This window comes from Cobetia sp. cqz5-12, from assembly GCF_016495405.1.
GTDB lineage: Bacteria > Pseudomonadota > Gammaproteobacteria > Pseudomonadales > Halomonadaceae > Cobetia.
In genome coordinates this window covers 1,996,471-2,014,635 of the sequence record NZ_CP044522.1, presented here as the reverse complement: position 1 = coordinate 2,014,635, position 18,165 = coordinate 1,996,471, and the positions used below count along the sequence as shown (strand labels likewise).

The following is an 18,165-nucleotide window of genomic DNA, read 5'->3' as shown; positions in this document are numbered from 1 at the left end:
GCCGGTTGGAATGGCAATTCTTGCGCTGAATCGCCGTAGAGTACCAGTCCGATGGCAGAGCTGTCCCCGCACTGACTGATCGAGACCCTGATATCCCGCGCAGCGGCATGTATCTTGCAAACCAGTACCATCGCAACATTCTTTTCAGACCCGCTTGCGGGTACAGCAGTGATCAAGGAAGCCATGTCTGAATCCATCCCTCCCCGCAGTGACGACACCCGCTGGTTGAGCGTCACCCTGGCGCCCACCACGCAGAAACTGGGGCGTTTCAGCATCGACACCTGGCGGATTGCCGACCTCTCGCCCTCCGCAACGCCAGAGGCGGACACGCACGCAGCAGAGCCTGCCGCCGCTGAAGAAGTGGCGCATCGCCGCATCCTGCCGCTGCAGCTTCATCTGACTGAGCGCACCGATTACCGCTACAACCTGCGCTGCGAGCAGCCGCGCCTGTTCGTCCAATGCGATGAGCGCGAAGCCGACGGCATGCAGCCCCGCGTGGTGACAGCCTGTCAGGAGGTGGCATCACAGTGGATGGATGGCGACCAGCTGGTGCTGGACGTGCCGATGCCGCCGGCCTTGATGGTGTGGCTGGAAGCCTACCTCGCCCGTCACGGTGAGCGCATCGACGAAGGCAAGAAGAAGAAACGCAAGGGCGCCGGGCGCGCCAGTCAGGCAGAGCAGCAAGCCGCGACGACCAACAAGGCGCAACAACCCGGTGATGGTACGGAAAGCACGTCATGAGCCAGCACGACGATAACGCAAGCCCTGCCAATGAAGGCCTGTTCTCGCGCTGGTCACGCCGAAAGCAAGGCGACAGCCGGCGTGAAGACCAACTGGCACAGCTGGACAGCCTCGAGGGAACCAGAGGCAACACCCTTCCGCCCTCACAGGCGGGAGACGTCGCTGACAACAGCGCTGTTACCCCTGCAGCGAGCGCCTCGCAGCACGCCCCCCTGAACGGCGACAGCCCCTCCTCGGCAGCCGAGCAGGCATCACCTGAGGGCGATCAGCAGGCATCGGACGCTGACGATACCGAAGTGTCAGCCATCGAGCTGCCAGACCCCGACACCCTGACACCAGACGCCGACATCAGCGCCTTCATGCAGAGCGGCGTGGATCCGGCGCTGCGCCAGCGTGCACTGCGACGCATCTTCATGGGTGGCGAGCACTCGGTGCGCGATGGGCTGGATGACTACGACCAGGACTTTTCCAAGATGCGCCCCCTCGCCGAAGGTGTCGCCGACACGCTGCGCAGCTGGACCCGCAAGGTCGAAGAAGGCCTGGAAAAGCTCGATGAGACAAGCGAGACACCCCAGGCGGATACGACGCTGGAGACACGCGAACAGATCCCTGAGCAGGCGCCTGACGGTGGGGCGCCAGTGGATGAGTCACACGCGTCGCACAGGGACGAGATAGTCGAATCACCAAGCCCGCAAGCGATGTCAGCAGAAGACTCGTCCGAGCCAGCTCCCGCGTCAGATGATAACGGCGTCGTCCGCGACAAGCCGTGACCCGGGGCTGGCCCCATAAGCGCATCAGGGCTCAGGATTAAGGACTAAGGCCCAAGGGCGTCAGGATGACGCGCCGCATAACCGACATGAGTCATTATGACCCACGAGTAAGCCGGACACATCTGACCGAGGTCATCCTGATGCCTCATGAGTCACCCTGACGCGCCTGCTCAAGGCGCACTGACTGCAACGCACCTGCAAGATTCAGCATGACATGCCAATACTTGAAGATGATGACTGGCGTCAACCGCCTACGGTGATGAGTGCCTGCGCGACCTGACAGCGCCTTTCTCTCATCAGGCGTAAAACGGCAATGGCATCAACAATATGCAAAGACGGTTGGCATGTCATGAATCCCTCACTGAAAGACTGTCGATCGCCGACCCGGCCCTCACCGCGAAAGACCGCGAGAGGCCGCGAGAATCAGCGACGACCGGGACCTGTATCACCCGCCTGCCACCTGACGGCAGCTTGCATGCAAGGTCCGCCACGACCGAATAAGGATGAGGATGCTCAGCTCAAGCCTCGAGAGCGCTCAACGCGCCCTCAATCAACAAGCACGCCAACGCGCCCTGTCATCCGCCATGGGTGGCTCATCAGCCTCCAGCCTGCCGCTATTGGCGACGGATGCCGGTAGCGCGCCCATCCGTTATCACAGTCTGGGACGCACCGTGATCATCGGCAGCGAAGCGCGAGTGCGAGCGCTGGCAAGCCTGCTGACCCGCCTGCCGGCCACCGCTCAGCTGCCGGTGGCACTCTTGATCAGTGAGCAGGACAACAGTGCGCTGGTGACGATGGACGAACAGCATCTCGCCGCCAGCGAGTCGTTGCCTGTGCACAGCGCCCCGCGTGACATGCTCGCGCTGAGCGGCCACCTCGGCCAGTTCAGCCTTGCCAGCGATGGCGTCAATCTGGCTGCCGCACTGGTGCCGCAAGGTGCCGGCAGCGCGCCCCATTTCGACCTGGTCGCTGACCTGTCCAGCCAGCCGCTCAACCAGGCGGAACTGCCACCGCCCGGCTATCTGCAAGCCGGTGCGGACGTCATCGCCGAGTTGGATCAGCTGGTCGCCGATGCTGAAGCCTCCCAGCAATCACTGTCACAGCTGACCGCCTGGGCCATGCAGTTCGCGGGCCTGATCGGCAACTTCGACAAACCGAATTACGTGACCGTCAATCTCGATACCTGCGCGCACTCCAGTGCCGGCAATGTCGGCTGTACGCGTTGCCTGTCATCGTGCAGCGCCGATGCCATCTTCTCGGTGGCCGGTCGTCGCAATGCGCATATCGAGATTGACCCATACCTGTGCCACGGCGCAGCCAGCTGCGTCAGCGCCTGCCCGACCGGCGCACTGAGCTTCACCCAGCCCCCCACCGAGCAGCGCATGGAGCAGATCCAGCGCCTGTTGGAGCGCTATCAGGATGGCGGGGGCCTCTACCCGCTGCTGCGCTATCGGCTGGAGCAATCCCCTGCCGCGCAGACTGCCCTGGCGAGTGTCGACCAGGAGCGCTGCCTCGATATCACCCTCGAGGAAATCTCCGCCACCGGGCACGACGAGTGGCTGGCCGCACTCGCACTTGGCGCGACGCAGGTCATCGTCGAACTGACCCACGACCTGCCCGCAGGCCAGTACCAGCAGCTCGAGAGCGAACGTCGCCTGGCATTGACCCTGCTCGACAGCATGGGACTTGCCAATGCGGACAGTGGCGAGCCGCGCATCCGCTTCGTATCACTGCCGGCCACCCTGCCGCAAATGGATGCCCGCGAGGCTGACCCCCTGCCCCCGATCACGCCGCTGTGTGTCGCTCTGGCACCGGGCGCGGATAGTGAAGAAGAGCAGCAACCCAGCCAGCCGATCGCCCGTGACTGGCTGCTGGGTCAGCCGCAGGCACGCCCCGGCAAGCGCGAACGCCTCAATCGGGTGCTCGATCACCTGGCGACACTGTCGGTCGCGGACCTGGCGCAGGGCAGCGTCGCCGTGCCGACAGGCGCGCCCTTCGGCGTGGTGAACGTCGACAGCGACAACTGCACGCTGTGTCAGGGATGTGTCGCCGTCTGCCCGACCAGCGCTCTCTCGGCCAATCGCACGTCGCCTGCACTATCCTTCACTCAAGGTGACTGCGTGCAGTGTGGCCTGTGCGAGCAGGCATGCCCGGAGCAGGTCATCACCCTGACCCCAGGCTTTGCTCCGCAGCCCGACGTGCGCCGCGAACCGCAGCTCATCAAGCAGGATGTGCCCTTCCCCTGCATCAGCTGTGGCACGCCGTTCGGCTCCACCGCCACTATCACGGCGATGCAGACCAAACTGGCCTCGCATGCCTACTTCCAGGGCGATGGCGCACTGCGCCTGAAGATGTGCAGCGACTGCCGCGTCAAGGACATCTGGCACGAAATGGCACGTAATCCCGATGCCCAACTCAAGGTTTGAGCCAATGACATCACCCACGTCGATTCCCGACGACTTTGCAGCAGGTGGGACTGACGATCGTGCACCTGACACCACTGCGGCCGACTCTCTGATAAGCCATAGTGAAGAACAGCAGGCATTGCGCGCCGACCTCTATCGGTTGCTGGCGCGGCTGCTGCGCGCGGCACCGGATGCGGAGCTGATCGACTTTCTGGCCGAACTCGACCATGACGCCATCAGCCTGCTCGGGGCCGCCGAGCAACAATTGCCGCGCGCGCTGGCGTCGCTGTCATTGGCCGCCCGCGTCAGCGACTCGCGCCGCCTGGAAGACGACTTCTTCCAGAGCCTGGTAGGCGTGGTGCAGGGCGAGGTAGTGCCCTACGCCAGCTGGTACCTCACCGGCTCGCTGATGGAGATGCCACTGGTCGCCCTGCGCCAGGACCTGAAGCGCCTCGGCTTCGAACGTCAAAGCGATGTGCATGAGCCCGAGGATCATCTCGGCGCGCTGTGCGAAGTGATGGCCATGCTGATCGATGAGGTGCCCGGCGAGCAGGTCAATTTCTTCCGCCGTCATGTGGCCAGCTGGGGCGAGCGCTGCTGCGCCGACCTCGCGGGACGCGAGAGCCCCTTCTATGCCGCCGTCGGCTACCTGGGGCAGGCCTTCCTGCGGGCAGAGCGCCTGAACCTCGGTGATTCGATCCCGCTGCATGCGGCGACCGGAAACAACTCTGGCGAGCAGGTGACGGCCGAGGCCGTCCAGCTCGTCACGCCAGCCAGTGTGGCGCCCGACGCAAGACACTGATGTCACGCATGACGTGAAGCAACATTCGAGACTGCAAGGCTATCCATCTCGCATCACCCAGCAGCATTCCCGACAGGAGATCAGCATGAAGACTGATGACGCAAAAGACAGCCATAACCAGGCGCGCCAGGGGCGCCGCAAATTCCTGCGCGTATTGGGCGCCAGCACCGTAGGGGTTGCCGCAGCAGGGTCATTGGCCGGTGCCGTGATTCCGGAGCAGGCCGCGCCAGAGGCCCCCGTCAAGGACAAGGGCACTGACAACTATCGCGAGAGCGATCACGTTAAGGCCTTCTACGCCACGCTGCGTGACTGAATGCCAGATAGACAGTGCCCTGCGCCTGCGCCATGCGCGCGGCCAGCGGCCTGAACAACGGGCAGCGCGGAGAGGTTTCCGCCCGCCATCGACAGTGACAAGTCGGCACGGATCAGGACTGCCCCTGATCTGAAAGACCGCCGCTCCCGACATTGCCCCCTGACCCGCTCATGCGGCCCGGGCAATGATTCGGGTGACGAGGAGAGATGATGTCATGCGACTGACCCCCACCCCCTCTGCCAAAGAGACCTCAGGACTCGGCATCAACCGCCGCCAGTTCCTGAAGCGCAGCGGTGTCGCCACCGGCGGCCTTGCCGCCGCGAGCTTCATGGCCGCCCCGATGATGAAACGCGCCGAAGCCAAGACCGAAGTGTCTGACGCACCGGTCGAGACAAAGCGCACCATCTGCTCACACTGCTCCGTGGGCTGCGGCGTCTATGCCGAGGTCCAGGAAGGTGTCTGGACCAAGCAGGAACCCGCCTTCGATCACCCCTTCAACCGTGGCGCGCACTGCGCCAAGGGTGCATCACTGCGTGAGCATGGTCACTCTGACCGTCGCCTCAAGTACCCGATGAAGCTCGAAGGCGGCAAGTGGAAGAAGCTCTCCTGGGAGCAGGCCATCGAGGAAGTCGGCGACAAGGTGCTCGAGCTCACCAGGGAGCACGGCCCCGATAGCATCTACTGGCTGGGTTCGGCCAAGTTCAGCAATGAACAGGCCTATCTGATGCGCAAGTTCGCGGCCCTGTTCGGCACCAACAACGTCGATCACCAGGCGCGTATCTGTCACTCCACCACGGTGGCCGGGGTCGCGAATACCTGGGGCTACGGGGCGATGACCAACTCCTTCAACGACATGCACAACTGTCGTTCGATCCTGTTCATCGGTTCCAACCCGTCCGAAGCGCATCCGGTGGCCATGCAGCACATCTTGCTGGCCAAGGAGCGTTCCAACGCCGAGATCATCGTCGTCGATCCGCGCTTCACGCGGACCGCCGCCAAGGCCAACAAGTACGTGCGCCTGCGCCCGGGCACCGATGTCGCCTACATCTGGGGCCTGCTGTGGCACATCTTCGAGAACGGCTGGGAAGATGAGGCCTACATCCAGCAGCGTGTCTACGGCATGGATGAAGTGCGTGCCGAAGTCGCCAAGTTCCCGCCGGCGGAAGTCGAGCGCATCACCGGTGTAGCCGAGGCCGACATGCTCGACGTCGCACGCCGCCTGTCCCAGAACCGTCCTGGCAGCGTCGTGTGGTGCATGGGCGGCACCCAGCACACCACCGGCAACAACAACACCCGCGCCTACTGCATCCTGGAACTGGCACTGGGCAACATCGGCAAGTCCGGTGGCGGCGCCAACATCTTCCGTGGCCACGACAACGTCCAGGGCGCCACGGATCTGGGCCTGATGTCCCACTCCCTGCCGGGCTACTACGGCCTCTCCGAAGGCGCGTGGAAGCACTGGTCCAAGGTCTGGAACGTCGATTTCGAGTGGATCCAGAACCGCTACGACCAGACCGAATATCATGACGGCAAGCCGATGCACACCAACGGCATCACCGTCTCGCGCTGGGTCGATGGCGTGCTCGAGAACCCGGACCGCATCTCCCAGCGGACCGCGCTCAAGGCGATGTTCTACTGGGGCCATGCCGTCAACTCCCAGACCCGCGGGCCGGAGATGAAGAAGGCGATGGCCAAGCTGGACATGATGGTGGTGGTCGACCCCTACCCGACCATCGCCGCCGTCATGCACGACCGTACCGACGGCGTCTACCTGCTGCCGGCCGCGACCCAGTTCGAGACCACCGGCAGCGTGACCAACTCCAGCCGCTCCCTGCAGTGGCGCGATCAGGTCATCGAGCCGATGTTCGAGTCCAAGCCTGACCACGAGATCATGTACCTGCTGGCGAAGAAGCTGGGCTTCGCCGACGAGCTGTTCCGCAACATCAAGGTCGAGGGCAGCGTGCCCGTCGTCGAGGACATCACGCGCGAGTTCAATGCCGGCATGTGGACGGTGGGTTACACCGCCCAGAGCCCTGAGCGCCTGAAGGCACACCAGCAGAACTGGCACACCTTCGACTTCGAGACGCTCAAGGCCCGGGGCGGCCCGGCCAACGGCGACTTCTACGGCCTGCCGTGGCCGTGCTGGGGTACACCGGAGATGGGTCACCCGGGCTCGCCCATCCTGTATGACACCTCCAAGACGGTGGCCGAGGGTGGCGGCAACTTCCGCGCGCGTTATGGCGTGGAGCACAACGGCACCAACATCCTCGCGGAAGGCTCCTGGTCCAAGGGAGCCGAGATCGAGGATGGCTATCCGGAGTTCACCGACAAGCTGCTCAAGCAGCTGGGCTGGTGGGATGACCTGACGGCCGAGGAAAAGCAGGAGGCGGAAGGCAAGAACTGGAAGACCGATCTCTCCGGCGGCATCCAGCGCGTGTGCATCAAGCACGGCTGCATCCCCTACGGAAATGCCAAGGCGCGCGCCCTGGTGTGGACCTTCCCGGACCCGATCCCCAAGCACCGCGAGCCGCTGTACACCGCGCGTCGCGATCTGGTGAAGGACTACCCGACCTGGCCGGATTCCGAGTCGATCTATCGCCTGCCGACGCTCTACGCCTCCATCCAGGAGAAGGACGTCAGCGCCAAGTACCCGATCACCCTGACCTCGGGCCGCCTGGTGGAATACGAAGGAGGTGGCGAAGAGACACGCTCCATTCCGTGGCTGGCCGAGCTGCAGCAGGAGATGTTCGTCGAGATCAATCCGGCACTGGCCAATGACCAAGGCATCAAGGACGGCGACATGGTGTGGGTCGAGGGCGCCGAGGGCGGTCGCGTCAAGGTGATGGCAATGGTCACCGAGCGTGTCGGCCCGGATGTCGTCTTCATGCCCTTCCACTTCGGTGGGCATTACGAAGGCGAATCCCTCGAGTCCCGCTATCCGGAAGGCACCGTGCCCTATGTGCTCGGTGAATCGGCCAATACCGCGACCACCTACGGCTACGACCCCGTGACCCTGATGCAGGAAACCAAGGTCACCTTGTGCCGCGTCAGCCTCGCCTGACTCGAGTGACGGCCGCGCCCCGGTGACGCGGCCCGGACGCAGCGCAAGACACGATCGGACGTATCCGTTACCAGAATCATCCGGCCTGTTGACCGAGGAACCCGGCGACAGGCCGTGAAGGAGAAGCACCATGGCCCAGATGAAATTTTTGTGTGATGCAGAGCGCTGCATCGAGTGCAATGGCTGCGTGACAGCCTGCAAGAACGCCAACGAGACGGAATGGGGCATTCAGCGTCGTCGCGTGGTGACCCTGGACGACGGCAAGCCGAGCGAAGTCTCCATCTCGGTGGCGTGCATGCATTGCGATGACGCGCCGTGCATGGCGGTCTGCCCCACCGACTGCTTCTACAAGACCGATGACGGCATCGTCCTACACGACAAGGACATCTGCATCGGTTGCGGCTACTGCCTGTACGCCTGCCCGTTCGGCGCCCCGCAGTTCCCGCAGCAAGGCGCCTTCGGCGAGCGCGGCAAGATGGACAAGTGCACCTTCTGTGCCGGCGGCCCGGCCGAGAGCCCGGAAGAAGAGTTCGAGAAGTACGGTGCCAACCGCATCAGCGAAGGCAAGCTGCCGCTGTGCGCCGAGATGTGCTCCACCAAGGCCCTGCTGGCCGGCGATGCCGAGACCGTCTCCGACATCTTCCGTCAGCGTGTGGTCTACCGTGGCCATGAAGACGGCGCCTGGTCGCCGGTCGACAAGGCCAGCCACCCGGAGACGTCTGCCAACCTGACCACCAGCAGCGTTCAGCAGGCGGACCACCTGGCCTACGACGCAGCCCGCAAGGGGTAAGGAGGCGACATGCGCGCGCACTTTACAGCTTCACGGTTGACCGTGGTCGCCATGTTCCTGTGCCTGATGCTGGCCAGTCTCTGGCTGGCTCCTCAGGCACTGGCCGCGAACCCTGACGGCGAGATCGGTCAGGCGGTCGGCACCGTGGACGCCGATACCTGGCGGCAGGTCAAGAATGGAGACAACTCCATCGACAGCCGTCATGACTCCAACTACAGCCTGATCAACCAGAGCGGCGAGACCTGGCGTCAGATCCGAAATCGCTGGATCTCACCGGGTGGCCTGATCGCGCTGGGTGGCATGCTCGCCGTGCTGGTGATCTTCTACCTGCTGGTGGGACGCAACAACCTGGACCACCCGCGCAGCGGCAAGCTGATGCTGCGCTGGACGGCGCTGGAGCGTGCCATGCACTGGACGCTGGCGACGCTGTTCCTGACGCTGGCCATCACCGGCATCAATCTGCTGTGGGGCAAGTTCGTGTTCCGCAATGTCTTCGGGGATGTGTTCTGGGCCAACATGATCATGGCGACCAAGGTGATCCACAACTATGTGGGCCCCCTGTTCTCGATCATGCTGATCCTAGTGCTGGCCAAGTGGCTGAAGCTCAATCTTCCCAGGAAGCATGACCTTGACTGGTTCCGTCAGGGTGGCGGCATGATGAAGGGCAAGCATCCGGACGCCGGCTTCGCCAATGGCGGGGAAAAGGCCTGGTACTGGATTCTGGCCACGGTCGGCCTAGTAGTGATTGCCAGCGGGCTGGTGCTCGACTTCCCGATCTTCGGCCAGACGCGTGACAACATGCAATGGGCCAATGTCTTCCACGGCATCGCCTCGCTGATGCTGATCGCGGTGTCCTTCGGCCACATCTATATCGGTACCGCGGGTACCGAGGGCGCCTTCGAGGGCATGAAGACCGGTTATGTCGATGAGACCTGGGCCAAGCAGCACCACAATCTGTGGTACGACGAGGTCAAGCAGGCCGAAGCGGCAGACCCGGCATCAGACCCCGCCACGGCGCCTGACGATAGCCTGGCACGTCAACAACGTCCGAATTAGCGCGGTGTCAGACATCCGCTGGATGAGTGAAGATACGCCCGGTCAGGTTCGCCTGCCGGGCGTTTTCGCTTGCCAGTGCCCGCTATGCCATTCGCCAACACTCCACCTGCCAAACCATAGCCCAACCCACAGGCGTGCAGCGCTGGTTCACAGCTCTTCATTAGTTGCGTAAAGTTTCAGATATCCCGCCTGGGTCTACCAGGCACCCCGACAGCATGAAGGCTGCCGCCTGGCTGAACCTTCTCAGGAGAATTCGATGAGCGACCCGACCCCTCAAGCCGTACAAGACCTTGGCCAACTGGACGAACAGACCCGCACCGAGCTGGAAGCAGCCGCTTTCCGTCGTCTGCTCAAGCATCTGGATGACAACAAGGATGTCCAGAACATCGATCTGATGATCCTCGCCGACTTCTGCCGCAACTGCCTGTCCAAGTGGCTGATGGCCGCTGGCGAGGAGCGCGGCGTGAGCTTCGATTACGACGCGGCGCGCGAGCATGTCTACGGCATGCCCTATTCCGAGTGGAAGACACATCACCAGGCCAAGGCGACCCCAGAGCAGCTGGCTGCGCTCGAGGCACGCCAACAAGGCAAGAAGGATTGATCATGAGTGGCAATGACGAACAGATCGGCCTCACCATCGCGGTATTGACCGTCTCGGACACTCGCACCGCGGAGAATGACCGCTCCGGCGACGCTCTGGTCGACAACCTGACGGCGGCTGGACATACCCTGCATGAAAAGCGCATCGTGCCCGATGACGTCTACCAACTGCGCGCCGTGGTCAGCGAATGGATCGCGGACCCGGCCGTGCAGGTCATCCTGACCACGGGCGGCACCGGCTTCACCGGGCGTGATTCCACGCCGGAAGCCATTCGCGTGCTGCTTGACAAGGAAATCCAGGGCTTCGGCGAACTCTTCCGTCAGCTTTCCCACCAGGAAGTCGGCAGCTCGACGATCCAGAGCCGCTGTCTGGGCGGGCTGGCCAACCGTACCGTGGTGTTCTGCCTGCCCGGCTCCACCGGCGCCTGCAAGACGGCCTGGAACGGCATCCTCAAGGAACAGCTCGACAGCCGTCACCGCCCCTGCAACTTCGCCAACCTGGTGATTCCGGAGCGCGGAACCCATGCCCACTGACGTCAGTAAAGGCCCGCATTCCCAGCCAACGCCTTCCGCGGCGGCTGAGTGCGGCTGCGATAGCGTACCTGCCGCCAAGGGGCTTGCCCCGCTCTCCAGCGCACTCTCTGCACTGCGTGAGAACTGTCCACTGATGCCAGCCGAGCGCGTAGCGGTCAGTGATGCCGCCGGGCGAGTGCTCGCCGAGGATGTGCAGGCACAACTGGACGTGCCGCCTGCCGACAACTCCCAGATGGATGGCTACTGCGCGCGCGTGGCAGACATCGGTGACGGTGCCTGGCTGCCGATCAGTCAGCGTATCGCGGCAGGCCAGCCTGCCACGCCGCTGGCCGTGGCGAGTTGTGCGCGCCTGTTCACCGGGGCGGAAATCCCCGACGGCGCCGACGTCGTGGTCATGCAGGAAGAAGTGACACTGCGTGAAGGCGACGATGGCGCGACTCATGCCTGGTTGCCCGGACCTCGCACCCACGGTGACAACATTCGTGTTCAAGGCCGGGATGTCAGCAAGGGCAATCGATTGCTCGCGGCGGGCACGCGACTGGATGCTGCCGCGCTGGGCCTGCTGTGTGGTCAAGGTCTGAGTACGGTGATGGTGCGCCGCAAGGTGAGAGTCGCCTTGTTCGCGACCGGCGATGAACTGATCGAACCCGGCCAGCCGCTCAAGCCCGGTCAGATCTACAACTCCAATCGTGTGATGCTCAGCCAGATGCTCAGCGACTTCGGAGCTGAGGTGGTGCTGGCACCGCTCAATGTGGCCGATACCTTCGAGGCCACCCGTGACGCTCTCGCTTCGGCGGCACAACAGGCTGATCTGATCGTCACCTGCGGAGGGGTCAGCGTCGGCGAGGAGGATCACGTCCGCCCCGCCATCGAGGCGCTCGGTAGCCTGGATCTGTGGCGTCTGGCCATCAAACCGGGCAAACCGCTGGCGCTGGGGCGCATCAACAGTCCCAAGGGTGATGCGGTGCGTGTCGTGGGCCTGCCGGGCAATCCGGTCTCCAGCTGGGTCGGTGGCTGGTTGTTCCTGCGTCCGCTACTGGGCGAGATGACCGACTGCACTGCATTGCGCGAGCTGAAACGACTCACGGTACGCGCAGCCTTCTCAGCCCGCACCGCCATCCGCCAGGATCATCTGCGCGTCACGCTATCTCCCGGCAGTGATGGGGAGCTTGAAGCGCATGCCTTCCCGGACCAGAACTCGGCGGTACTCTCCTCCTGCGCCGGTGCGCAGGCGTTGGCCGTGATTCCGCCCCATGCACAGCTGAACCACGGTGACAGCGTGGAATGCCTGTGGCTCGAGCGCTGAGACCGCTACTCTTCTCCTGTTGTTACAGCTGTTGTTACAACTGTCGTGACGACTGCCGTAGCAACCGCCGCGACAACTGCCACGAAAAATGACGCTGGAATGCGACACCCTAGTGACACTCCAGCGTCATCTTGACCTCGCCCCTGAGTCCGGCACACTGACTGCCTTCATTCATCTGCGTTCTGACTGCCTGGTGCAGTTCAGGATACTGATCGGTTACGGACTCTTGAGCAAGGACACCTCAATGCCAGCCTCTTCCTCGTCGCCCCGCGCACTGTTACGCCCACTTGCCATGGCTGTGCTGCTTGCCACCACGTCGTCATCCTTGCCGGCGCTCGCCGATGACAATGCCACTTCGCCCGCCCCGGGCACGTCGGTCACTGAGTGGAGCTATGCGAGTGAATCAGCGAACGACACCAGCGCCGGTGGCAATGGCCCCGAGCATTGGGGAGAGCTCACCCCGGGCTATGCCGAGTGCTCGGCTGGCAGCCAGCAGTCACCGATCGATATCGACAGCCAGTCACGCACGCTGAACGAAGCTGGCCCGAAACTTGACTACCACTCGCCGCTGCTCGTCACGCGCGATACGGGCCACACCCTGCAGATCGAAGGGGCCAGCGGCAATACCATGACGCTGGATGGCACCCAGTACACCCTGTCGCAGGTACATCTGCATGTGCCGTCAGAGCACGCCATCGACGGCAAGCGTGCCGCCATGGAAATCCATCTGGTGCACAGCACGCCAGAAGGCAAGCTGGCCGTGCTGGCCGTACTAGTTGAGGAAGGGCATGACAATCTGGCCCTCAGCCGCCTGTTGAGCCGCCTGCCCCAGCGCGGCCTCTCCGAGACCCTGACAAGCGGCCTGTCTGCCAACCTGCTGCTGCCACGTGAACATGCCGGCTGGCAGTACTCCGGCTCACTTACCACCCCGCCATGCTCCGAGCCCGTCACCTGGTTTGTCATGAAGGCGCCGATCGAAGCCTCCCAGGTACAGATCGACGCCTACCAGGAATGGCAAGGCGGAGAGAATGCCCGCCCCCTTCAGCGCTGATTGATACAGGCGCGCCACGGACGACAAAGGCGCCACCCTCACGGGTGGCGCCTTTTTTTAGTTTCGAAACATATTCCATGCGTTTAAACAACGTACACCATATCTCGACAGCAAACAGTTTATAAGCATATCTTAAACCAAGATCATTTTTTGTCGCTAAATTAACCAGTTAGCACCAGTTCATCTTTAGTCTCATGATCGATTAGAAAAATCATACTAGGCGAATGATCCAAACACACCAGCCTGGCGTTATTGAATTTGACGCTCAACTCCCCAACCCCCCAGTAGGACGAGGGATGGAGGAGACATCGAGATATCGAGTAGCGAAATCGAAGGATCAAAATAAAATACAAAGACAAACAAACTATACTTTAACGATAAGGATTGGCACCCAGGTACTAGAAAAATGACCCGGGTCATAATAACGTGTTGATTATTGATAATTAATAGAAAGTCGCGAATGCACAAGAAGTGCCATTGAGGATAACGATATGCCGGTAACTGCCAAGGTCGCTCCCCACGGTCAGCTCGCGGAACAGGAAACGGTCCTGCGTGGAGTCGACACCATTGCCCTCAATAGATCATCGGATGTCAGTCTGGACCTCCATCCTCGTGATATCGAGGTGATGACCCGCCAGGGAGACAACCTGCTTGTCACTCTCGAAAACGGGGAACTGATCACGGTCGAAAACTTCTACGCAGACCCCACCGAGCTCAGCCACCTGTATCTGCAAGGCGATGAGTTCGCCGGTGAGCTCTTTCAGGTGGGTCTGGGTGAAGCTGGCGCAGGGGGCGCTGTGCCCTTCACCAGTACCGCGACCTTGACGACGGCAGAGACGGCACTCACTACCGCAGCAGCGGGTGCAGGCACCGCTGGAGCAGAAGCCGCTACGGGCGCAGGTGCGGGTGCCGGGGCTGGCATCAGCACCGCTGGCCTCGTGGCAGGCGGCGTTGCCGTGGCCGCCGGAGTAGGCGTGGCCGCTGCCACCGGCGATGACAGCTCCTCCTCGGATGAGGACACGACAGCGCCTGAGGCGCCTGTCCTCAACGAGACCAATGGCAACATTCTCACCGGCAGCAGTGAGCCTGGCGCCACTATCGAGGTCACCAATGCCGCCGGCGACAGCGTGGGAAGCGCCGTTGCCAATGCCGATGGCAACTTCTCGGTCGCGCTGTCTCCCGCGCAGGCAGCGGGCACCGAACTTACCGCCACCGCGACCGATGCCGCCGGCAACGTGAGCGAAGCCTCCACCGCGGTCACCGTGCCGCAGGATGCTGACATCACGACACCCAACACCCCGACCATCGCCTCTGCCACCGACAACGTGGAAGCCGTGACCGGCACCCTCGCCTCCGGCGACAGCACCAATGATGCGACGCCGACGCTGACCGGCAGCGCCGAAGCCGGTAGCACCGTCACCGTCACGCATAATGGCGAAGTGATCGGCACGACCACCGCCGATAGCAATGGCACTTGGAGCTTCACACCAGGCACCGAATTCGCCGATGGCGAGCACGTCTTCAGTGTGACCGCGACCGACGAAGCCGGCAACGAGAGTGCAGCCTCTAGCGAGTTCACCCTCACCATCGACACCACCGCGCCGGATGCGCCGATTCTGTCCGAAACCGATGGCGAGACCGCCAACGGCAGCACCGTCAATGGCAACGCCGAGGCGGGAGGCACCGTCGAGATCACCAACGGTGATGGCGATCTGCTGGGCACCGGCACTGTGGCCGATGACGGCACCTTCAGCATCACGTTGTCTCCGAAGCAGGAAGCCGGCGCTGAACTGACTGCCACCGTCACTGACGGGGCAGGCAATGAAAGTGCGGTTTCTGACACCCTGGTAGTGCCGGAAGACGCTGACGTCACTACCCCGAACACCCCGACCATCGCCTCTGCCACCGACAACGTGGAAGCCGTGACCGGCACCCTCGCCTCCGGCGACAGCACCAATGACGCCACCCCGACACTGACCGGCAGCGCCGAGATCGGTAGCACCGTCACCGTCACGCACAATGGGGAAGTGATCGGCACGACCACCGCCGATGCTAATGGCACCTGGAGCTTCACCCCGAGCACTGATCTCACCGATGGCGATCACGTCTTCAGCGTCACCGCGACTGATGAAGCTGGCAACGAGAGTGCAGCCTCTGGCGAGTTCACACTCACCGTCGACACTACTGCGCCGGATGCGCCAGTCCTGAGCGAGACCGATGGCACCACCGTCGCCGGAACCGGTGAAGCGGGCACCACGGTCGAGATCACCAATGCCAACGATGATGTGCTGGGAGCAGCGGTCGTCGATGCAGATGGCACCTTCTCTGTCGAGCTCTCCCCGGAGCAGGAAGCCGGCAGTGAGCTGACTGCCACCGTCACTGACGCGGCAGGCAATGAAAGTGCGGTTTCCGACACCCTAGTGGTGCCGGAGGACGCTGACGTGACCGCCCCGAACACCCCGACCCTCGCCTCCGCGACGGATAACGTGGAAGCCGTGACCGGCACCCTCGCCTCCGGCGACAGCACCAATGATGCGACGCCGACTCTGACCGGCAGCGCCGAAGCCGGCAGCACCGTCACGATTACCCACAACGGTGAAGAGATCGGCACCACCGCCGCCGATGCTAATGGCACCTGGAGCTTCACGCCCGAGACCGATTTCGCCGATGGCGATCACGTCTTCAGCGTCACTGCGACCGATGCCGCAGGCAACGAAAGCCCAGCATCTGGCGAGTTCACGTTGACAGTTGATACTACCGTGCCGGATGCGCCGACATTGATCGAGTCCGACGGTACCAGTGTGAGCGGCACCGCCGAAGCCGGTAGCGACATCGAGATCACCAACAGCAATGGTGATACGGTCGGCAGCGGCGTTGTCGAAGACGACGGCACCTTCTCCGTCGCGCTTGATCCTGCGCAACAGGACGGTGAGGCGCTGACGGCGACGGCCACAGACCCTGCTGGCAATACCAGCAGCACCTCGACACCAACGACCGTGGATACCGGGGCCGACTCTACCGCCCCGAACACCCCGACCATCGCCTCTGCCACCGACAACGTGGAAGCCGATACCGGCACCCTCGCTTCCGGCGACAGCACCAATGACGCGAACCCTACGCTAACCGGCAGCGCCGAGATCAGTAGCACCGTCACCGTCACGCACAATGGGGAAGTGATCGGCACCACCACCGCCGATAGCAATGGCACCTGGAGCTTCACGCCCGAGACCGATTTCGCCGATGGCGACCACGTCTTCAGCGTCACTGCGACCGATGCCGCGGGCAACGAAAGTGCGGTATCTGCCGACTTCACCTTGACCGTCGACACCACCGCGCCGGATGCGCCAGTCCTGAGCGAAACCGATGGCACCACCGTCGCCGGAACCGGTGAAGCGGGCACCACGGTCGAGATCACCAATTCCAACGATGATGTGCTGGGAACAGCGGTCGTCGATGCAGATGGCACCTTCTCCGTCGAGCTCTCCCCGGAGCAGGAAGCCGGCACTGAGCTGACTGCCACCGTCACTGACGCGGCAGGCAATGAAAGTGCGGTTTCCGACACCCTGGTGGTGCCGGAGGACGCGGACGTCACTGCCCCGAACACCCCGACCATCGCCTCTGCCACCGACAACGTGGAAGCCGTGACCGGCACCCTCACCTCCGGCGATAGCACCAATGACGCGACGCCGACGCTGACCGGCAGCGCCGAAGCCGGCAGTACCGTCACCATCACTCACAACGGTGAAGTCGTTGGTAGTGAGACGTCAGATGCCAATGGCAGCTGGAGCTATACCCCGAGCACTGATCTCGCCGATGGCGATCACATCTTCAGCGTCACCGCGACTGACGAAGCCGGCAACGAGAGTGCAGCCTCTGGCGAGTTCACCCTCACCGTCGACACCACCGCGCCGGATGCGCCGATTCTGTCCGAGACCGATGGCGAGACCGCCAACGGCAGCACCGTCAATGGCAACGCCGAAGCCGGCGGGACCGTCGAAATCACCAATGGTGATGGCGATCTGCTGGGCAGCGGTACTGTCGCCGAGGATGGCACCTTCAGCATCACGCTATCTCCGAAGCAGGAAGCCGGCGCTGAACTGACCGCCACCGTCACTGACGCCGCGGGTAACGAAAGCCCAGTCTCCGACACCCTGGTGGTGCCGGAAGATGCCGACGTCACCGCGCCGAATGCGCCGACCATCGCCTCCGCGACGGATAACGTGGAAGCCGTGACCGGCACCCTCGCCTCCGGCGATAGTACCAATGACGCCACTCCGACCCTGACCGGCAGCGCCGAAGCCGGCAGCACCGTCACGATTACCCACAACGGTGAAGAGATCGGCACCACCACCGCCGATAGCAATGGCATCTGGAGCTTCACGCCGAGACCGATTTCGCCGATGGCGACCACGTCTTCAGCGTCACCGCGACCGATGCCGCAGGCAACGAAAGTGCACCGTCTGCTGACTTCACGCTCACCGTCGACACCACCGCGCCGGATGCACCGATTCTGTCTGAGACCGATGGCGAAACCGCCAATGGCAGTACGGTCAATGGCAGCGCCGAAGCCGGCGGGACGGTCGAGATCACCAACGGTGATGGCGATCTGCTGGGCTCTGGCACCGTCGCGGATGACGGCACCTTCAGCATCACGCTGTCTCCGAAGCAGGAAGCCGGCACTGAGCTGACGGCTACCGTCACCGATGCCGCAGGCAACGAAAGTGCTGTCTCCGACA

At 63.2% G+C, this 18,165-nt stretch carries 12 protein-coding genes and 2 pseudogenes; all 14 read left to right on the top strand.

Annotation, left to right across the window (positions count from 1 at the left end; translation table 11 throughout):
• Nucleotides 1-183 precede the first annotated feature (183 nt).
• Nucleotides 184-741, top strand: coding sequence for a DUF3305 domain-containing protein (locus F8A90_RS08525; protein WP_200019764.1), 558 nt, complete (start codon nucleotides 184-186; stop codon nucleotides 739-741).
• Entirely contained in the window at nucleotides 738-1,511 is a 774-nt protein-coding gene (locus tag F8A90_RS08520) for a DUF3306 domain-containing protein (RefSeq protein ID WP_200019763.1), read from the top strand. Before F8A90_RS08525 ends, F8A90_RS08520 begins: the two co-directional genes overlap by 4 nt.
• A 509-nt stretch (nucleotides 1,512-2,020) precedes the next feature.
• A complete protein-coding gene (locus F8A90_RS08515) occupies nucleotides 2,021-3,937 on the top strand; it encodes a 4Fe-4S dicluster domain-containing protein (protein WP_200019762.1) in 1,917 nt (638 codons plus the stop codon).
• A gap of 4 nt (nucleotides 3,938-3,941) precedes the next feature.
• Nucleotides 3,942-4,718, top strand: coding sequence for a TorD/DmsD family molecular chaperone (locus F8A90_RS08510; RefSeq protein ID WP_200019761.1), 777 nt, complete (start codon nucleotides 3,942-3,944; stop codon nucleotides 4,716-4,718).
• 85 nt (nucleotides 4,719-4,803) lie between these two features.
• The gene (locus tag F8A90_RS08505) at nucleotides 4,804-5,031 is read left to right on the top strand and encodes a twin-arginine translocation pathway signal (RefSeq protein WP_200019760.1); all 228 of its coding nucleotides are present in this window, start codon (nucleotides 4,804-4,806) and stop codon (nucleotides 5,029-5,031) included.
• Between the two features lie 214 nt (nucleotides 5,032-5,245).
• On the top strand, nucleotides 5,246-8,092 hold the full coding sequence (locus F8A90_RS08500; RefSeq protein ID WP_200019759.1) for a molybdopterin-dependent oxidoreductase: 2,847 nt from the start codon (nucleotides 5,246-5,248) through the stop codon (nucleotides 8,090-8,092).
• Nucleotides 8,093-8,222: 130 nt separating this feature from the next.
• Nucleotides 8,223-8,882, top strand: coding sequence for a formate dehydrogenase FDH3 subunit beta (gene fdh3B, locus F8A90_RS08495; RefSeq protein ID WP_084208727.1), 660 nt, complete (start codon nucleotides 8,223-8,225; stop codon nucleotides 8,880-8,882).
• 9 nt (nucleotides 8,883-8,891) lie between these two features.
• A complete protein-coding gene (locus F8A90_RS08490) occupies nucleotides 8,892-9,938 on the top strand; it encodes a formate dehydrogenase subunit gamma (RefSeq protein WP_200019758.1) in 1,047 nt (348 codons plus the stop codon).
• 256 nt (nucleotides 9,939-10,194) lie between these two features.
• Nucleotides 10,195-10,539: a DUF1244 domain-containing protein gene (locus tag F8A90_RS08485; protein WP_166017841.1), complete on the top strand. Its 345-nt coding sequence runs from the start codon at nucleotides 10,195-10,197 to the stop codon at nucleotides 10,537-10,539.
• Nucleotides 10,540-10,541: 2 nt separating this feature from the next.
• Nucleotides 10,542-11,072: a molybdenum cofactor biosynthesis protein B gene (gene moaB / locus F8A90_RS08480; protein ID WP_043333541.1), complete on the top strand. Its 531-nt coding sequence runs from the start codon at nucleotides 10,542-10,544 to the stop codon at nucleotides 11,070-11,072.
• On the top strand, nucleotides 11,062-12,378 hold the full coding sequence (locus F8A90_RS08475; RefSeq protein WP_200019757.1) for a molybdopterin molybdotransferase MoeA: 1,317 nt from the start codon (nucleotides 11,062-11,064) through the stop codon (nucleotides 12,376-12,378). Before moaB ends, F8A90_RS08475 begins: the two co-directional genes overlap by 11 nt.
• Nucleotides 12,379-12,622: 244 nt before the next feature.
• A complete protein-coding gene (locus tag F8A90_RS08470; protein WP_200019756.1) occupies nucleotides 12,623-13,429 on the top strand; it encodes a carbonic anhydrase in 807 nt (268 codons plus the stop codon).
• Nucleotides 13,430-13,920: 491 nt separating this feature from the next.
• Nucleotides 13,921-17,808 (top strand): annotated as a pseudogene (locus F8A90_RS08465) (Ig-like domain-containing protein); the annotation flags it as partial.
• Nucleotides 17,799-18,107, top strand: a pseudogene (locus tag F8A90_RS17745) (Ig-like domain-containing protein); the annotation flags it as partial. The pseudogenes F8A90_RS08465 and F8A90_RS17745, both read left to right, overlap by 10 nt.
• Between the last annotated feature and the right edge of the window lie 58 nt (nucleotides 18,108-18,165).

Bases quoted from the DNA above. Each gene is read 5' to 3' on its own strand.
- F8A90_RS08525 (WP_200019764.1), top strand. From the start codon at position 184: ATGTCTGAATCCATCCCTCCCCGCAGTGACGACACCCGCTGGTTGAGC.
- F8A90_RS08520 (WP_200019763.1), top strand. From the start codon at position 738: ATGAGCCAGCACGACGATAACGCAAGCCCTGCCAATGAAGGCCTGTTC.
- F8A90_RS08515 (WP_200019762.1), top strand. From the start codon at position 2,021: ATGCTCAGCTCAAGCCTCGAGAGCGCTCAACGCGCCCTCAATCAACAA.
- F8A90_RS08510 (WP_200019761.1), top strand. From the start codon at position 3,942: ATGACATCACCCACGTCGATTCCCGACGACTTTGCAGCAGGTGGGACT.
- F8A90_RS08505 (WP_200019760.1), top strand. From the start codon at position 4,804: ATGAAGACTGATGACGCAAAAGACAGCCATAACCAGGCGCGCCAGGGG.
- F8A90_RS08500 (WP_200019759.1), top strand. From the start codon at position 5,246: ATGCGACTGACCCCCACCCCCTCTGCCAAAGAGACCTCAGGACTCGGC.
- fdh3B (WP_084208727.1), top strand. From the start codon at position 8,223: ATGGCCCAGATGAAATTTTTGTGTGATGCAGAGCGCTGCATCGAGTGC.
- F8A90_RS08490 (WP_200019758.1), top strand. From the start codon at position 8,892: ATGCGCGCGCACTTTACAGCTTCACGGTTGACCGTGGTCGCCATGTTC.
- F8A90_RS08485 (WP_166017841.1), top strand. From the start codon at position 10,195: ATGAGCGACCCGACCCCTCAAGCCGTACAAGACCTTGGCCAACTGGAC.
- moaB (WP_043333541.1), top strand. From the start codon at position 10,542: ATGAGTGGCAATGACGAACAGATCGGCCTCACCATCGCGGTATTGACC.
- F8A90_RS08475 (WP_200019757.1), top strand. From the start codon at position 11,062: ATGCCCACTGACGTCAGTAAAGGCCCGCATTCCCAGCCAACGCCTTCC.
- F8A90_RS08470 (WP_200019756.1), top strand. From the start codon at position 12,623: ATGCCAGCCTCTTCCTCGTCGCCCCGCGCACTGTTACGCCCACTTGCC.